At 44.3% G+C, this 17,333-nt stretch carries 14 protein-coding genes; all 14 read left to right on the top strand.

All coding sequences use genetic code 11. The annotated features are described in order from the left end of the window. Nucleotides 1–3: 3 nt before the first annotated feature. The 14 genes from OEV42_00840 (at nt 4) to OEV42_00775 (ending at nt 17,208) form a co-directional block, all read left to right on the top strand. The gene (locus OEV42_00840) at nt 4–2,016 is read left to right on the top strand and encodes a chemotaxis protein CheA (GenBank protein MDH3972797.1); all 2,013 of its coding nucleotides are present in this window, start codon (nt 4–6) and stop codon (nt 2,014–2,016) included. Between the two features lie 3 nt (nt 2,017–2,019). Then, nucleotides 2,020–2,826, top strand: a complete 807-nt coding sequence (locus OEV42_00835) for an AAA family ATPase (GenBank protein ID MDH3972796.1) — start codon at nt 2,020–2,022, stop codon at nt 2,824–2,826. A gap of 8 nt (nt 2,827–2,834) precedes the next feature. Further along, nucleotides 2,835–3,608: a chemotaxis protein CheW gene (locus OEV42_00830; GenBank protein MDH3972795.1), complete on the top strand. Its 774-nt coding sequence runs from the start codon at nt 2,835–2,837 to the stop codon at nt 3,606–3,608. A gap of 88 nt (nt 3,609–3,696) precedes the next feature. Next, a complete protein-coding gene (locus OEV42_00825) occupies nt 3,697–4,227 on the top strand; it encodes a chemotaxis protein CheW (protein ID MDH3972794.1) in 531 nt (176 codons plus the stop codon). 57 nt (nt 4,228–4,284) lie between these two features. Next, the gene (locus tag OEV42_00820; protein MDH3972793.1) at nt 4,285–5,871 is read left to right on the top strand and encodes a methyl-accepting chemotaxis protein; all 1,587 of its coding nucleotides are present in this window, start codon (nt 4,285–4,287) and stop codon (nt 5,869–5,871) included. A 137-nt stretch (nt 5,872–6,008) separates the two neighbouring features. Beyond that, nucleotides 6,009–8,099, top strand: coding sequence for a methyl-accepting chemotaxis protein (locus OEV42_00815; protein MDH3972792.1), 2,091 nt, complete (start codon nt 6,009–6,011; stop codon nt 8,097–8,099). Nucleotides 8,100–8,114: 15 nt separating this feature from the next. Then, nucleotides 8,115–8,966 (top strand): zinc-ribbon domain-containing protein, encoded by an 852-nt coding sequence (locus OEV42_00810; protein ID MDH3972791.1) that lies wholly within the window; start codon nt 8,115–8,117, stop codon nt 8,964–8,966. A gap of 20 nt (nt 8,967–8,986) precedes the next feature. Beyond that, nucleotides 8,987–10,993, top strand: coding sequence for a HEAT repeat domain-containing protein (locus OEV42_00805; GenBank protein ID MDH3972790.1), 2,007 nt, complete (start codon nt 8,987–8,989; stop codon nt 10,991–10,993). Between the two features lie 51 nt (nt 10,994–11,044). Beyond that, nucleotides 11,045–11,905, top strand: a complete 861-nt coding sequence (locus OEV42_00800) for a protein-glutamate O-methyltransferase CheR (GenBank protein MDH3972789.1) — start codon at nt 11,045–11,047, stop codon at nt 11,903–11,905. Beyond that, entirely contained in the window at nt 11,902–12,975 is a 1,074-nt protein-coding gene (locus tag OEV42_00795) for a chemotaxis response regulator protein-glutamate methylesterase (protein MDH3972788.1), read from the top strand. The genes OEV42_00800 and OEV42_00795 overlap by 4 nt, the downstream gene beginning before the upstream one ends. Before the next feature lie 72 nt (nt 12,976–13,047). Beyond that, complete coding sequence (locus OEV42_00790) at nt 13,048–13,884, top strand: GAF domain-containing protein (GenBank protein MDH3972787.1); 837 nt, start codon at nt 13,048–13,050, stop codon at nt 13,882–13,884. A 30-nt stretch (nt 13,885–13,914) separates the two neighbouring features. After that, nucleotides 13,915–14,292 (top strand): response regulator, encoded by a 378-nt coding sequence (locus OEV42_00785; GenBank protein MDH3972786.1) that lies wholly within the window; start codon nt 13,915–13,917, stop codon nt 14,290–14,292. A gap of 106 nt (nt 14,293–14,398) precedes the next feature. Continuing rightward, nucleotides 14,399–15,763: a Trk system potassium transporter TrkA gene (gene trkA / locus OEV42_00780; protein ID MDH3972785.1), complete on the top strand. Its 1,365-nt coding sequence runs from the start codon at nt 14,399–14,401 to the stop codon at nt 15,761–15,763. Next, nucleotides 15,763–17,208 (top strand): TrkH family potassium uptake protein, encoded by a 1,446-nt coding sequence (locus tag OEV42_00775; protein MDH3972784.1) that lies wholly within the window; start codon nt 15,763–15,765, stop codon nt 17,206–17,208. The genes trkA and OEV42_00775 overlap by 1 nt, the downstream gene beginning before the upstream one ends. Nucleotides 17,209–17,333: the final 125 nt, after the last annotated feature.

The raw sequence follows: 17,333 nt of genomic DNA, 5'->3' as shown, positions 1-17,333 counted from the left end.
ACTATGGTAAAAGATAACGACAGTGATGATAAAGCGCTCGATGAGTTTATCTCTGAAGCGGAAGAAATTATAGAAAAACTCAACTCTGATTTGCTTGTGCTTGGCAGTGAAAAAGAGAATGCCCACCCTGATACCCTGAATAGTATATTCCGGTCTGCCCACACCCTGAAAGGACTTGCCGGCATGTTTGGCCTTACAAGCCTCACTGAGGTAAGTCACAACATGGAGAACCTTCTCGATTCTCTCAGGCTTGGGAAAGTGTCTGTTACCGACCGAATACTTGATGTCCTCTTTGAATGTATTGAAATCATTACAGAACTTGTAAAGGGCAATGAGGAAGCCTTAACGTCTGCCGGCAAAATCGAGGGCCTTTTGTCTACCCTTGAAAAGGCGATGAACAAGGAGCTGGAGCTTCAACGGCATTCTCCCATCGATTCCCTCAATATCGACCCCACTATTCTTGCCGTTCTGACGGAATATGAAGAACATCGACTGCTGGAGGGCATTAAGAGCGGAAAGAACATTTACCTTATTCACGCGTCTTTCAGTATGGATTCTTTTGATAAAGGGCTTGGCGATATTAACGCCAGTATAAGGGATCATGGAGAAGTGATATCGACCCTTCCCAGCGCCACCGGAGGAGAAGAGGGGGGGATACAGTTCGATCTCCTCTTCAGTTCCCAGAAAAGTTCCCACTTTATCGAATCCAAGATAGATAAAAGTGACGTCAGTATGACCATTGTTTCCGGTGATGGAACAGATCGGGAAGAGGCGGCCAAAGAGGAAGTAAAGAAAGAAGAGAGGGGTATTGAAACGACTTCCGTCAAGGCGATCAGCAGAACGGTAAGAGTCGATATATCTAAAATGGACCTCCTCATGAATATTATCGGTGAACTGCTGATTACAAAGAACAGTATGGTCAGTATAGCCGATGAGATGAAAGGGCTCCCCGGTTATCATATGCTTGCCAAGTCGCTTGACAGATCGAACAGGGAGCTTAACCGGAAGCTTGCCGAACTCCAGGAAGGGATGATGGAGATCCGTATGGTTTCTCTCGGCAATCTTTTCGACAGGCTTGCCATGACGGTAAGAAAAATTGCAAGGTCCAACAATAAAGAGGTTGATCTTATTATAAAGGGTGCTGATACCAAACTTGACAAACTCATTGTTGAGGAGATCGGCGATCCTCTCATGCATATTATAAGAAATGCCGTAGACCATGGTGTAGAACCTCCTGAATTGAGAAGGGAGGCAGGAAAGCCGGAAAAGGGGACTGTCAGGCTGAGCGCATTCCAGCGTGGAAACAATGTCATGATGGAAATAGAAGATGATGGCGCAGGCATAGATAAGGAGAAAATTCTCAGAAAAGCGAAACAGAAAGGTCTTGTCTCTGAAAGTAAGGAGGTTTCCGATGATGAAATCCTGGAACTGATTTTTACTCCCGGTTTCAGCACGAGTTCGGAAATCAGTGAAATATCGGGCCGCGGTGTGGGAATGGATGTGGTCAAGAACAACCTTACACGGCTTAGCGGGCATATCGATATTGAAAGTGAAAAAGGCCATGGCACCCTGAACAGGATTACCTTGCCCATAACGCTGGCCATTATACAGGCCCTCATTGTAGAGACGGCTTCCAGGACCTATGCCATACCGCTAAATTCGATCCAGGAAAGTCTGCTTGTAAATAAAAAAGAGATAGAGACGGTGGAGAAAAAGGAGGTCATTCAAAACAGGAATGCCACCTTGCCTCTTGTGAGACTTGAAGAAATCTTTGACCTTCCCGCCAGGGAGAAAAAAAAGGCTAATGACCTCTATGTTGTCGTCGCTGCCATTGCCCAGCACCGTTTCGGCATGGTCGTTGATAAACTTGTGGGAGAACAGGACATTGTTATCAAGCCCATTGGTGATGTTTTTAGCGGTATCAAGGGTATTGCAGGCGCCACTGATCTTGGCAACAACAAAACGGTTCTTGTCCTCGATGTAGCCTCTATTGTTGAAGAATTGACGGGAGTGTAATTTATGTACGAAGAATTTTACGGTTTAAAAGAACGTCCTTTCAGGAAGACACCGGACCCAAGGTTTCTTTTTATGAGTGGTGAGCACAGTGAGGCCCTTGCCAGGATGCAGTACGGTGTGGAAGAGAGAGAACTCGTTCTTGTTACCGGTGATATCGGGACGGGAAAAACGACCCTTTCGCGCGCGCTTATCGATTCTCTTGATGAGAGTTTTAAGCCTATCCTTATTATTAATCCCAGATTAAGTCCGACGCAGTTTCTAAAACTTTTGGCCCGGAGGCTCGGTATTGAAAGTCCGAGCTATTTTAAATCAGACCTCATTGATGAGATAAATGATATTCTTTTTAAGCATTATGAATCGGGCATTTGTCCCGTTATAATAATAGATGAGGCCCAACTGATTCCGGGAAAGGGAACTTTTGATGAAATCAGGCTTCTCACGAATTGTCAGCTTGACGACCAGAATCTTTTCTCCCTTCTTCTTGTGGGCCAGCCTGAGCTGCGAACGAGACTGGCGAGAAAACATTATGAGCCTTTGCTCCAGAGAGTGAGTATCCTTTATCACTTAAAGCCCCTTGATTTGAAAGAAACTGCCAGCTATATAGAGCACAGGCTCAAGGTTGCAGGCAGAGAGGAAGCGCTTTTTACAAAAGAAGCCGTAGAGGAAATATTCAAATATTCCGGCGGTGTTCCCCGAATAATTAATAATATTGCATCAAATTCACTTTTAGAGGGTTTTGGCAAGGAAGCAGACATTATCGACAAAGACATTGTTTTTAATATTGCATGTGATATGCAGCTCATCGATTAGGAGTCAACGTGGACCTCGTAGAAATCAGGAAAAAAGCGAAGAAGCTGAAGGAATCGAAGGGCAAGGGCAAGGTTGAAACTAAAGCGGAGGATGCAGAAAGTCAGGAAGGACTTGCCCCGGGCCTTGAATTGCCTGAAGAACCTGAAGCTGCGGCCGAAGCGGAGGAGGGTAAAGAAGGCGTCCGGAAAAATGCCCTGGCCGACCTTTCTTCCGGGGAAGGTGAAGAAGGGGGTGATCTTTCTCTTCTCACTGAAGAGGCGGGAAGGGAAGACTTTCTTTCCGGTGTACTCGATGCGCTTTACCAGGAAGAGTGTGAGGCGGAAGAAGAAGAGGAAGAGGATGATATTGAGGAGTTTCTCTGTTTCAGGTTATCTGATGAAGAGTATGCTGTTGATATCCACAATGTGGGGGAAATTATAAAGATAATGGATATTACAGAGGTCCCCAAGACGCCTGACTTTATGCTGGGCATTATATCCTTGAGGGGAGTTATTATTCCGCTTCTCGATTTGAGAATGAGGCTTTCTCTTGAAGTGACGGAATATACACCGGAAACGAGAATCATTATTGCTTCAAGCGGTGATACCAGGATGGGAATGGTTGTCGATGCCGTAACGGAAGTTGTGAGATTAAAAAAAGGTATTATGGAAGCGCCTCCTACCATGCTCACCTCTATTGATGCCGATCTCTTAAAAGGTGTGGGAAGGTATGATGAGAGATTGCTTATTATTCCGAACCTTACAAAAATTTTTGATATTAAAATGCAACTGTCATTGAGTTAATTAGGGGGTTGTATTTTGTTTTTCCGTCGATTTGGCGCAAAAGAGAATAAATTTTAGATAATATTAATGGTGCTTCTTCAGGATTGCCATGAATAATGACAAAGCAGGTAAAGAAATGGTTGCAGATGCCGATCTCCAGCTTATTCTTTTTAAAGTAAGCGGTGAGAGATACACCATTGATGTTATGAAATCAAAGGAAATCATCAAACCGCTCAAAATAACCCCCTTGCCTGATGTTCCCCCCTTTATTAAGGGGGTTATCAATCTGCGTGGTGCGCTTATTCCTGTTGTATCCATGAGTGAAAGGTTCGGGGCTTCTGTGGAAAAAGCTGAAACTGCCGGTACGGAGACAAGGATTATCATTGTTGCATTGAAAAAAATGGCTATTGGTATTCTCGTTGATTCCGTTGATGAAATTATCAGGGTGCCCTTGAAGGATATTCAGCCACCGCCTAGAATAGCTGAAGGTATCGATTCGAAATATATGAAGGGCATATGCAGAATGGAAGATGACGCCCTTGTCCTTCTCGATCTCGATAAAATACTGTCATCTGCGAAAAAGGTAATGATTGAAGGCCTGAAAGGGAGTATTTCCAAAAAAAAGAAAAAAGCCGATTAATTTCCCGGTTTCCCTTAATGGCGTCGGAAAACTATCAGGATACAGGAAGAAAACGTAATGATTGAGAGTGGCATAATTTATCTCCTGCCGGGCCTTTTGCTTGTTCCCGCAGCATCGTATTTAACGTACTTTTATACCAAAAAGCATGTCTCCAGGTCTGTCGAAAGTATTACCGCCTCTGTGAAAGAGATCGGTTCGGGAAACCTGACCGTTCATATCCGGCAAGGTGACGATGATGATGAAATATTTAATGAACTTGCCCTGGCCATCAATGAGATGACAGGAAGGCTTATCAATACGATCTCCAAATTGACTTACTCTGCCGGAAATATCGATAAAATGGCAGGTGACATTTACAAGGAAACTGCCGAGGTAAAAGATATTGCCCGGGACCAAAAAGAGGTGTCTCATGATATGGCTTCTTCCGTGAATGATGTTAAAAACTCCATTCAGGAAATATATGAAAGTATTGAAAGTCTTAAAATGGCGTCATCAGAAAGTATCGGAGAGATAGCCCTTCTTAATGAAGATGCCCGCATGATGGTGAGAAATATTTCTGAATTGAAACCGATTGTTGAAAAGTCCTCATTGAGGGTCGGTAACATGACGGGCTATGTCATTAATGAAGCCAAGACCATTAAAGGCCTGAAGGACCATTGCGAAAATGTCCTGAAGTCGGTAGAGGGTGTCGCCACTGCGATTAATGAGATGAATATTAACAATGAAGGGGCGGGTCTGCTGGCTCAGAAAGTGCTTGCCCATGCCGAAGTGAGTGCAAAAAAGGTCGAAGAAACGGTTAAAGGCATTGCACAAAGCAGGGAGATTGTCGAATCTTCATCGAGAATAATGGAAGAAGTCGATGAACGGTCAGATGAAATTTCAGAGGTTGTAGAGATTATCAATGGAATTACGGACAGAACAAAGCTCCTGGCCTTAAATGCCTCAATCATTGCTGCAGAAGCCGGCGAATATGGAAAGAGTTTTGCCGTCGTTGCCGATGAAGTGGAAAAACTCTCCAACATGATCACCTCTTCCACCGAGGACATTAAGGAACTTGTGGGCGGCCTGCAGTCATGGGCCGGCAAAGGGATTAGTTCAATGAAAGAAGGTCTTCATAGTATTGATGAGTCGGTTGCTCTTGCTGAATCGGCAGGAAAGACATTCGAAAAAATTTTTGAAAGCTCTCACAAGGCTGCCGACGCATCGGCCGGGCTGTTAGGCTCAGGGAAAGAACAGTCAACAGGTATATTAAATGCCTTCGAGTCGGCTAAAACGATTCAGTCAATGATAGGGAAGATTTCCGTACAATCTCAGGAAGAAGCTTCCCGGAGTAATGAAATTAACAGTCTCATGCATGATATGAGGGGACTCATGGAGAGGGTAAATTCTGCTGTTGAAAAGCGAAGCAGCAGTACGGAAATGATTTCGGAAAGCTATGAAGTTATTAATGAAATGCTTCACCATATACAGGAAGCATCGCAGCGGCAGTATGAAAAGGGAGAAGAGATCGTGGCAGGCACAGAGAGAATAACCAAATCTTCCGGGGTCAATGTTGACTCTTCAGAAAAACTGAATTCTCTTGTTAAACCCTTAAAGGAACTGAGCGCCATACTGAAAGAGGAGGTAGAAAGTTTTAAAATGTAGAGATAGAGGGGGTATTGTATTGATTTTATTGATAAAAAAGATAAGAAACATCTTGCTTTATCCATAAAGCTGATTGATAATTAATTGTTAATAGCTGCATTTTGATTAATTTCCGCCAGATCGAAGAAGGAGGTTACATGCTTGACGTTAGGCTGAGAACGAGGGTTTCACTAATGATGATCCTTGTTACTTCCATAGTGATAATTTTATTTGCCCTCATTTTAGGCTTCGATTTTACAAAGCGATATACCGTTGCCCTTCAATCGGAAGGGAAAGCCCATGCGAGCAGCCTTTTGAGAGAGGTGATTAATGAAATCTCCTACGGAATGGCCTTTTATTCCATTGAAGCTATGAACGCAAAATGTTCTGAAATTGAGAGTGACAATCGTAATATCGGCTACGCCATGATAACCGATTTAAAGGGGAAAATTATTTATCACAGCAGCGCCACGGAAAAGGGAAAAGGACGTCCCCCTGTGTGGCTGGAGGGACTTATCCAGGAGGGGGAAGACAAGTTTGTTGTCCAAAAGAGCACCTATCTGGGCAGCAGGTTTTATGATATTTCAATCCCTGTGGAAGATTCTTCCAATAAAGTTCTCGGTTATGTCAGTGTCGGTCTTTATGAAGAAGTCGTCTCTAAAGCCTTAAATAGCGCCGTGCTGATTTCCTTTATTATCGGAGTCCTGGCTATCGGTATTGTCGCTGTCGCCGCATTCCTCTTTGGCAGGGCCGTTGCTGACCCTCTCGACCGGGTGACGGTCATGTTAAAGGATATAGCCATGGGGGAAGGGGACCTTACCAAGCGACTCAACATTACTTCCCGCGACGAAATCGGTGAACTAAGCCACTGGTTTGATCTCTTTATGGGGAACACCCAGGCGATGATCCGCAAGTTCAAGAATACGACAAGCCAGATATATGAAGCGACAATGGCTATTTCTTCCTATTCTTCGGCCGTTAGTGAGGGCGCCGAGAGCCAGCACACTGCCACGGAAAACACCTCATCATCGATTGACCAGATGAAGGCCAACTTTTCTGAAATTGCCACCAATATTGATAACCTGTCATCGACGACGGAAGAAGCATCATCGTCTATTCTGGAAATGGCCGCATCTATTGATGAAGTGGCCAATATTGCCGAAGATTTTTCTTCTTCCGTCGATGAAGTATCGGCCTCTGTCGAAGAGATGTCGGTGACTATCAAGGAAGTGGCAGGCACTGCCGAGGAACTTTCCGTCTCGGCAGACAGCACCGTTGCATCTATTGGTCAGATCAGCGCATCGATCAAAGAGGTGGAACGGTCCGCCAAGGATTCTTCAGCCGTTGCCCAGGATGCTGCTGCTGATGCCGAAAAGGGGATGGCGGCTGTTGAAAAGACCATCGAAGGGATGAATAAAATTAAACTCTCTGTTAATGAGTCTGCCGAGATTATCAGGAAGCTTGGAGAAAAGTCGAGCGATATCGGAGAAATTTTAACGGTAATTGACGAAGTGGCGGAACAGACGAATCTTCTTGCCCTTAATGCCGCCATTATCGCCGCCCAGGCAGGGGAACACGGGAAAGGCTTTGCTGTCGTTTCTGATGAAATAATGGATCTTTCCGAAAGAACGGCCGCATCGACAAAGGAGATTTCAGGGCTTATCAAGGCCCTTCAGAAGGAATCCGATAATGCGGTAAAATCGATGGAACTCGGTTTGAAAAGAGTTGAAGAGGGCGCCGATCTTTCTCAGGAGGCGGGCGCTTCTCTTGAAAAAATATTGAATGGTTCTATTCGTTCCAAGGATATGATCAGCCATATAGCCGCAGCGACTGTTGAACAGCTGAAAGGGAGCACGCAGGTTAAGGAGGCTATGGAGAATGTCAACAATATCGTTATGCGGATTGCCCAGGCGACCTATGAGCAGTCAAAGGGGAGTGAGCTTATTGTCAATGCCACAGAGGCCATGAAAGATTCTACCGGTCATGTTAAGAGGGCAACCCAGGAACAGTCAAAAGGGGGCAGGCAGATTACGGCGGCCATAGAAAAGATTACGACGATGACCAACTTTGTAAACAGGGCAAGCCAGGAACAGGCCCAGGGAGTCAGTCTTGTTGTGAGAGATATTGAAGAGATAAAAAGGCTCACCGGTGAGTATGGAACCGCTGTCAGCGGTATGCATGACGCCGTCGAGTCACTGATAAGCCAGACGGAAGTTTTGGGCAATGAAATCAAAAAATTCAAGGTATGATTAAAACGATAAAAAATGATCATAAACTGTCCTAATTGCAAGGCAACATTCAATGTAAGCGCAGAAAAAATTCCGGATGGTGGTGGTAAGCTCAGGTGTTTCAAATGTAAAGAGGTATTTTTGGTTAAGGGGGGGGGACCTGATAATGGCGACAATGAAAAGCATACCGTTGTCATTGCCAATGAAAGTAAGGCTTTTTGCCAAACTGTCTCCGACCTCCTCGATGAAAGCGGAATACATCCGGAAATCGCCTATGACGGTGAGGAAGCGCTCCGTAAGATCAGGGAGTTGAGACCTGCTGTCGTACTGCTCGATGTGGCCCTTCCCAAGGTATTTGGTTTCGAGGTTTGTGAAACCGTTAAATCTGATAAAGATCTTGCCCCAATAAAGGTAATACTTATTGCAGCCATTTACGATAAAACCAAGTATAAAAGAAATCCCGACTCATTATATGGCGCTGATGACTATATAGAAAAGCATCACATTCATGATCGGCTCGTTGATAAAATATGGGCCCTTACCGATGAGAAGGGCGCCTTGCCTGCTCAAAGCCACGTGGCGCCCGATCCTGTCGTTGCTGCGGAAACAGAAAAAGAGGTCAGTAAATCCTCTTCCGAAGAGAATGGTGAGGACCATGAAAAGGCAAGCCGTCTTGCGCGAATCATCGTCTCTGATATAGCGCTTTATAATGAACAGCTGGTCAACGAAGGCATTAAGAATAATAACTTTTATGATTTGCTGAAAGATGACATAGAAGAGGGCCGAAAGCTTTTCATACAAAGAGTACCCAAGGAAATCAGGGAAAAAAAGGACTATCTGAAAGAATCTCTCGATGAATTTATAGACAGCCATGGAAAGACGCTCTAAACCATGACGCTCCCTTTTTTATGATTGATATAGAAAAGATAAAATCCCTTCTTCAGGTTTCCGACGAAGAACTCCGTATCAAGGGACTGCAATATATGGAGGGAGTCAGAAGCGATGAGGCAGTTCATCTTTTAGTTAATGCCCTTGGTGATGAAAGCTGGCGAGTAAGAAAAGCGGCCCTGCTCCTTCTTGTTGACTATGGTCATGCAGATAAACTCCTTCCTTTGCTCATCAACTGTCTCCGCAACGAAGATAATGCCGGTATGAGGAATGCCGCTATTGAAACACTGGAGCGTATTGGAGAGGCTGTTGTTGAATCGCTGTTCCCCTATATCGATGATGATGACCACGATTTAAGAAAACAGATTGTAGATATCTTAGGTGGCATCGGAGATAAAAGAGCCACTCCTTATCTCATTAAAGCGCTTTCTGATCCTGATGAAAATGTAAAATCTGCTGCTGCTGAAAATCTTGGCAGGATTGGTGATGACGAAGCCGTTAAATCGCTTGTCGGTTCTTTAAAAAGTAAAGACCTGCTATTATGCTATTCTGCACTGGAGGCGCTTTGCAGAATCGGTAAAAATATTCCCTCTAAAGAGATTATTCCCCTCCTGGACAACCCCCTTTTAAGAAAAGCTTCAATTGATGCGCTCGGTAACTCTGAAGAGAAGGCGGCCCTTCCTTATCTCATTAGTGGCCTCGAATCGAGATCCAGGAGTACGAAAGAGGCAGCCCTTCTTTCCCTCGTTAAACTTGTTGAGTCTCTTGGCAAGGAAGAAGAACTTATGGCTTTAATCAGGGAAAAAAGCGGTGTCTTGCCTCAACTGGTATCGTCATGCCTCAGTTCTGAAAATGAAGAGGTCTTGCTTGCGGTGATCAAGCTTATGGGGTGGCTCGAATCTATTGACTTCATCCCTGATCTGCTAAACTTTGCTCTTAATGAGGCGCTCATGCCTGCCCTTACAGAGGCTATCAGGGGTATTGGAATGAAGGGGGAGAAAATAATCATTGATTATTATTATTCCGGTCCTGATGAGATTAAACCTGCTATCTGTTTTTTTATCGGTGAAATCGGCTCGTCAAAGGGGGTTGGTCTCCTTCTCGATGGAGTGAAAAGCCCTATCGGTCATGTCAGGCATTCAAGCGCTTCATCGCTCGGCAAAATAGGGGATGACAGAGCCATACCCTTTCTCGCCCCCCTGTTGAAAGATGACTATGTCGATGTTCAGTCGGCAGCAGTAGGGGCCTTGTCCCTGCTGGCAAAGAAGTATAGAGAGAGTGTCCTTGTTCTGCTAAAAGAGGGGATCACTTCCGATTCTGCTGTTTTTAAAAGAAATGCCTCGCATGTACTTGCTTCCATAGGCAAAGATGGAAATGTGGACCTTGCCCTCAATGCCCTTAGAGATGAGGATGCCGTTGTCAGGAAAAATGCCGTTGATGCGCTGGGCCGCCTTGGAGGAGAGGAGGCCCTGGCTCATATTATTTTATCACTCAGTGATGAAGATAAGGATGTAAGAATGGCGGCGGCAGGCCACCTCGGTGAAATGAAGTGTAGGGAGGGTTTTGAACCGCTCGTTTCCCTTTTGCAGGATGAAGATATCTGGGTTAAAAGCGTTGCTTTAAAGGGCCTTGCCCATATCGGCGGCGAGGAAGCGGCAGCATTCATTTCAAACTTCCTCAATGATGATATCGGTCTTGTCGTCATTGCCGCTCTTGAAGCGCTCGGTTCATTATCTCTTCCCGGCTATGGTCCTGTTATGATGGAAAAAATGGAAAGCGCCGATGGAGAAATTGTAAAAACTGCTATTGAAAGTCTCTCCTTTTGGAATGATGAAAGCTTTCTGAAAAAACTGATTTTAATGCTTGATCATGAGAACTGGGATGTGAGAGCTTCAGCCGCCTCCCTGTTAGGAAACAAAAAGGTTGAAGGACTTGGAAAGGTGATGGAAGAAAAGCTTGCCATTGAAGATAATCCCATCGTCAGGGATGCCTTGAAAGAAGCGCTGCTCAAACTATCCTCATATTAATAATGCATCGGGGAGATTTTTTTGTTCAATAATCCTGAAAAGACCCTAGTCATGTCGGAAGTAGAGTTCTATGCAATAAGGGACTTTATCAACGGTCAATGCGGCCTTTATTTTGAAATCTCCTCAAAATATCTTCTGGAAAAAAGACTTTCAAGGCGAGTTCATGAACATCAGTTAAACAGCTTCAGGGAATATCATTACTACCTCCTTTATGATAAAGACAAGGCCGAAGAACTCAACAGGATCGTCGATATTCTGACGACAAATGAAACCTATTTTTTGCGGGAGGAATATCAGCTCAAGGCATTTAAGGATGAAATCCTTCCTGAACTGACTGAGAAAAAAAACGATAAGACTATCAGGATATGGAGCGCCGGGTGCTCCACCGGAGAAGAACCCTATACGATAGCCATGCTGCTCATTGAATCCCGTCTTTTTAATAACTGGAAAGTCGAGGTTATCGGGAGTGACATCTCTCAGAGGGTACTCCAGGTTGCGAGACGGGGGGGCTACGCCGGTTCCTCCTTCAGAGTCATGCCCGACTTTTACAAAGATCGCTTTTTTTATAAAGGGGAAGAGGGCAGACTGTATATTAATGATGAAGTGAAGGAAAAGGTGACTTTTGGGAAGCTTAACCTTCTTGATTCACAAAAAATTAATCTTATTCCTGAGATGGACATAATATTTTGCCGGAATGTCATTATTTATTTTGATATTGAAACCAAAAAGAAGGTCATCGAAAATTTTTATCGAAAGTTGTCTGATGGCGGTTACCTGCTGCTGGGCCATTCCGAATCGTTAATGAATATTACCACTTCATTTAAGTTGAAGCACCTGAAAAACGATATGGTTTACCAGAAGCCGGAACTGACGGCTTATGCTGATCATACTGTGAAAGAGGCTGTTGAATGAAGAAAACCAGGGTTCTTGTTATCGATGATTCGGCCTTCAACAGAAGAACCATTTCCGAAATGCTTGAGAAGTCGCCCCACATTGAAGTTATCGGGACTGCGTCTGATGGGGAAGAAGGTCTGAAAAAAGCATTTTCACTCAAACCGGATATTATTACTGTTGACCTGGAAATGCCCATAATGAACGGTTTCACTTTTCTCAGGCTTTTAATGAGCAGAATGCCTATTCCTGTCATTGTCGTCAGTTCCAGAGATGATGATGCCAATGTTTTTAAGGCGCTTGATTTTGGGGCCGTCGATTTTCTGGCAAAGCCCACGGCCAGAATATCAAGGGACCTTCTCAATATAGAAAAGGATATTATCTCCAAGGTGAGAATGGTATCCGAACTCCGTATGGATAATATAAAAAAAAGGGTAGCCCTTAAACAAAGGGTCTCAAGGGTCGCTAAGAAAGAGCAAAACTATATTGCTCCCCGGGAGGGTGGAACTTATGACGTCCTTGCAATCGGTTCCTCAACGGGAGGCCCTCCGGCCCTTCAGTCCATATTTACATCGCTTCCCAAAGACCTTCCTCTTTCTGTTGTCGTTTCCCAGCACATGCCTAAAGGCTTTACGCAGGCATTTGCAGAGCGCTTAAACCGATTGAGTGATTTACGCATCAAGGAGGCTGAAGACGGAGACGTACTGGACAAGGGAAGCGTGTTGATTGCTCCCGGAGGAACCCATATGACCTTATTCGGTAAAGGAGAGGATACGCTGGTACGCATAAGAGGTAAATCGTTGGATGATACCTATGCACCCTCTATCGATAAATTGTTTACATCCGTTTCGGAGAATTATGAAAGCAGGTCCATAGGGCTGGTTCTTACAGGGATGGGATCGGATGGAAAAAGGGGGGTCATCGATCTCAAGAAAAGAGGGGCTTATGTAATGGCCGAATCCGAGGAGTCGGCCATTGTTTATGGCATGCCCAAGGAAGCCGTCAATACGGGAAAGGTTGATAAAATCCTTCCCCTTGAAAAAATTCCTCATGAAATTATTAATTTATGTCATAACAAGGGATTGGGTTGACATCGATTCTTATGTGGTGTATATTTTTTTCAGTTCCAGAGTGCTTTTTAAATAAGCTTTAGGAGTCCCGTCATGAGTGACGCTGATAAGGATGAAAAAGAAGGTAAAGAGCCTCCTGAGCATAGAGGAGATGAGTTTCTTCAGACTTTCAAAAAGGGGTCTGAATTTACTCAGGACCTGCTCAAGGAGAATGAGCGGCTCAGGTATCGTATTGTAGAGCTTGAAGAGGCGGTTCGCGCCAGTGGAGGGGAAGAGGTACCTTCTAAAGTCCTTGAGGATAAAGTCAAAAAGCTTGAAGAGGAAAAAGAAGAGATTCTGGAGCGGATCAGAGAAGTTGAAGCGGAAAACCAGGATTTTGCCAATCGCTATGTAGAAGTTGAGGAGGAGAATAACAATCTTGCCAACCTCTACATTGCAAGTTACCAGTTGCATTCCACACTTGATTTTTCAGAAGTTTTACAGATCATTATGGAGATCATTATTAATCTTGTCGGCGCAGAGATTTTTGGTGTTCTCCTTTTTGATGAAAAATCCAACCAGCTTACGGCCTTCGCCACGGAAGGAATGGAAAAGGAAGATCTTCCTCCTGTCAAGATCGGTGAAGGAATTATCGGTGACGTCGTCAAATCGGGTGAAAATTATTTCAAGGAAAGTCTGGCTGAAACAGAGAAAATTGAACCGCTTCATCCCATGGTTTGTATTCCTCTCAAAATTAAAGAGAGGGTTATCGGCGTAATCGTTATTTATAAGCTCCTTCAGCAGAAGGATAACTTCAGGGATGTTGATTATGAACTCTTTACCTTGCTGGCGGGGCATGCCGCGACGGCAATATTCGGCTCAAAGCTTTATTCCGAATCAGAAAGAAAACTGTCAACGATCCAGGGATTCATGGATCTTTTGACCAAGTAATTTCCAAACTCTTGTGGAGGCACTATCCATATGGCTCAATATAACATACTCGTTGTTGATGATTCACCGACTATGAGGCAACTCATAGTGTTTGCTTTGAAGAGACTGAGAGATGTCAGTATTACGGAAGCGAACGATGGTGTTGACGGTTTGAAAAAAATATCGAGTGCCAAGTTTGACCTGGTTCTGACAGACATTAATATGCCCGTCATGGATGGACTGAAACTGGTCAGCCTCATAAGAGGTGATGCAACCCATAAAGAAGTTCCTATTGTTGTTATTACAACGGAGGGAGGCCAGGAAGATAAGGACAGGGCCATGGCGCTCGGCGCCAGTTCTTATATTACCAAGCCTATCCAGGCAAATAATGTGATGACTGTTGTCAAGGAACTGCTGAATATTTCCTGACATTCCTATTGCCTTTGATCGGGCTTTTTCTCTCCCCTTTTTTTAATTCCTCACAACTTATGTTCAAAATAATGCATTAATTCTTTAGTTGTTAAGGTATTTCTCTATGGAAATTCTTGTAATAGGCGCCGGCGAAGTCGGCTTTAACATTGCTGAAAGGCTTTCCCGGGAAAATAAAAATGTTGTCGTCATCGATTCCAGTGAGGCAAATCTTCAACGAATAAAGGATAGCCTTGATATTAAAACGGTCTGTGGAAGCGGCAGTAATCCCAAGACATTACTTGAGGCGGGCCTTAAACAGGCCGATATACTTATCGCCGTTACAAATAGTGATGAAGTCAATATGATTGCCTGTCTTATTGCCGGTTCTCAATCGAAGGTTCCCATTAAAATTGCCCGCATCAGAAATCCTGAATACTCGGAAAATACAACCATTCTCGATAAGGACCATCTCGATATTAATCTTGCCATCAGCCCGGAAAGAGAGGCAGCCAAAGTTATTCTCAAAACGCAGGATGTTCCCCATGCAAGCTCTGTATCAGAGTTTCTCGACGGCAAGGTCAAGCTTTTTAGTCTGAAAATGCGTTCCCCCTCTCCTGTTGAAGGAAAGGCATTGAAGGATATCTCCTTTCTTCATCCCGGGGAGAATGTTCTTGTCCCGGCAATTTACAGGGATGGCAGGATTATCATTGCCCATGGACAGGACGTTATTAAAGGTGATGATGAAATTTTTGTTGTTACGGAAAGTGATAATGTCAACAAGGTTGTCAGTCTCTTCGGTTTTGAGGCAGAAACGATCAAGAGGGTAATGATTGCAGGCGGCGGTAATATCGGTTTTTACCTGGCCGGCAATCTTGAAAAAAGAGGACTTAGCGTCAAGATATTAGAACGAAATGAGGAAAGGTGTGAAAAGCTGGCATCTGATTTGTCCAGGACAGTCGTTCTTAAGGGGGATACTTCGGACCAGACCATTCTCAAGGAGGAGAACATTGCCAATGTGGATTGCTTCATCGCTGTTACCAATGATGATGAAGCCAATATCCTCTCGTCGCTTCTGGCCAAACAGATGGGCGCAAAGAAAGTAATTACCCTTGTTAACAGGGCCGGTTATATTCCTCTCATGTCTACCGTTGGAATTGATGTGGCTGTCAGCCCGAGACTGTCCACGGTGAGCGGTATTCTGCAACATGTGAGAAAAGGCAAGGTCCTGTCCGTGACCTCTATCCATGAGGAAAATGCAGAAGCAATAGAGGTGATTGCGCTTGATACCTCTGATATTGTAAACAAACCGCTCAAGGATATTAAAGGTCCCGGGGGCGCCATAATAGGGGCCATTGAGAGGGAGGGCAAGGTGATTATTCCAAAGGGGGATGATATTATTCTTCCCGGTGACAGAGTTTTAATATTTACACTTCGTTCTTCTATTCCCGACGTTGAAAAAGCGTTAACTGTTAAAGTTGAGTTTTTTTAGTGCAAGTCATTTTTCTTTTACACAACATGAGCCTGCTCATTTTCTTTCTGGGCCTTTCCATGTCTTTGCCCCTTACCGTATCGTTAATCTATGGTGAACAGGACTTTAGCGCCTTTTTGACTTCCCTTGTTGCCTGCATGCTCTTCGGTTCCCTTCTCTTCCTATTTACCAGAAGGCCTAAAAGGGAGATCAGCCACAGGGAAGGCTTTGCCATTGTTGCCGTCGGCTGGATTATAGTCGCTTTTTTCGGAGCCTTACCCTATTTTTTGTCAGGCGCCCTGGCTAGTTTTACGGATGCCTTTTTCGAGTCTGCCTCCGGTTTTACAACGACCGGCGCAACGGTTGTTACCAATATTGAGGCATTAAACCATGCTACCTTGATGTGGCGATGTTTTACCCAGTGGCTCGGCGGGATGGGAATTATTCTCCTGTCCATTGCTATTCTGCCCCTGCTCGGTGTTGGCGGCATGCAGCTATACAAGGCGGAAGTGCCCGGACCGGTAACGGATAAGTTAAAACCGAGAATAGGGGAAACGGCAAAGATATTATGGAAAGTTTATCTCCTTTTTACTTTTGTCGAATTTATTCTCTTAAGGGCCGGTGGAATGGGTTTCTATGATGCCGTTTGTCATAGCTTTTCCACGATGGCAACGGGAGGGTTTTCAACCAAAAATCTAAGTGTTGAAGCTTATAACAGCGCTTATATTGATGGGGTTATTACCTTTTTTATGCTTCTTGCGGGAACCAACTTTGCGCTGCACTATCAATTTCTTAAGGGTAACTTTAAGGCACTCATCAAAGATGAGGAATTCAGGTTTTATCTTCTCATCATAATCTTTTCCGTTGTTCTTGTCATGGTGGGCCTTGTTCTCTTTGACGGTCATGGATCGCTTCATGCATTTCGCCTTGCTTCTTTCCAGGTTGTGTCCATCATGACGACGACAGGTTTTTCTTCTGTTGATTTCGAGCAGTGGACTGACGCAGGGAAGTACTTTCTTCTCGTCCTTATGTTTGTCGGTGGTTGCGCCGGTTCGACAGGGGGCAGTATTAAAGTAGTCAGGATCTATTTGCTATTAAAACAGGGCTATCGTGAGCTCTACAGGCTTATCCATCCTCATGCTGTCGTTCATGTCAAGTTTAATAAGGGCAAGGTATCCCCGGAGGTTATGGACGCTATCCTGGGCTTTTTCTTTCTTTACATGATTCTTACGGTTTTTGCCATTGTCATCATGAGTTTTCTGGGACTTGATATGATGAGTGCTATTACATCGGTTGCAGCGTCAATCGGTAATATCGGTCCTGGTCTGGGGACCGTAGGACCTTCAGATAATTTCAGCGCTATTCCCGGTTTTGGCAAATGGATATTGAGTTTTTGCATGATTATGGGACGGCTTGAGCTTTATACCCTCCTTATTCTTTTTATCCCCGAATTCTGGAGAAAATAGGGGTGAGCAGAGTTATTTATTAGGGGTTTTGCCTCTAACTTTAAGGTAGAATTTTTTCATAATGATTTGAAAATTCCCATAAATTGTTATAAAGTTAAATAATTGTTGACACAGATAGGTGTATA

The organism is Deltaproteobacteria bacterium (assembly GCA_029860075.1).
Taxonomy (GTDB): domain Bacteria; phylum Desulfobacterota; class JADFVX01; order JADFVX01; family JADFVX01; genus JAOUBX01.
This window is presented reverse-complemented; position numbering and strand designations above follow the sequence as displayed.